At 53.9% G+C, this 219-nt stretch carries 1 rRNA gene; it reads left to right on the top strand.

The features are described from left to right. Nucleotides 1-219 (top strand): 23S ribosomal RNA (locus H9X91_RS14185); the annotation flags it as partial.

Below are 219 nucleotides of genomic sequence, written 5' to 3' on the forward strand. Positions count from 1 at the left end.
ACTGGTGAAGATACCAGTTACCCGCAACTAGACGGAAAGACCCCATGGAGCTTTACTGCAGCTTAATACTGGAATTCGGTAACCCATGTACAGGATAGGTGGGAGGCTTAGAAGCAGAGGCGTCAGCTTTTGTGGAGCCGCCGGTGGGATACCACTCTTGGATTGCTGAATTTCTAACCTGCGGCCGTGAATCCGGTCGGGGGACACTGTTAGGCGGGC

It is taken from the genome of Oscillibacter valericigenes (assembly GCF_016902445.1).
GTDB lineage: Bacteria > Bacillota > Clostridia > Oscillospirales > Oscillospiraceae > Oscillibacter > Oscillibacter avistercoris.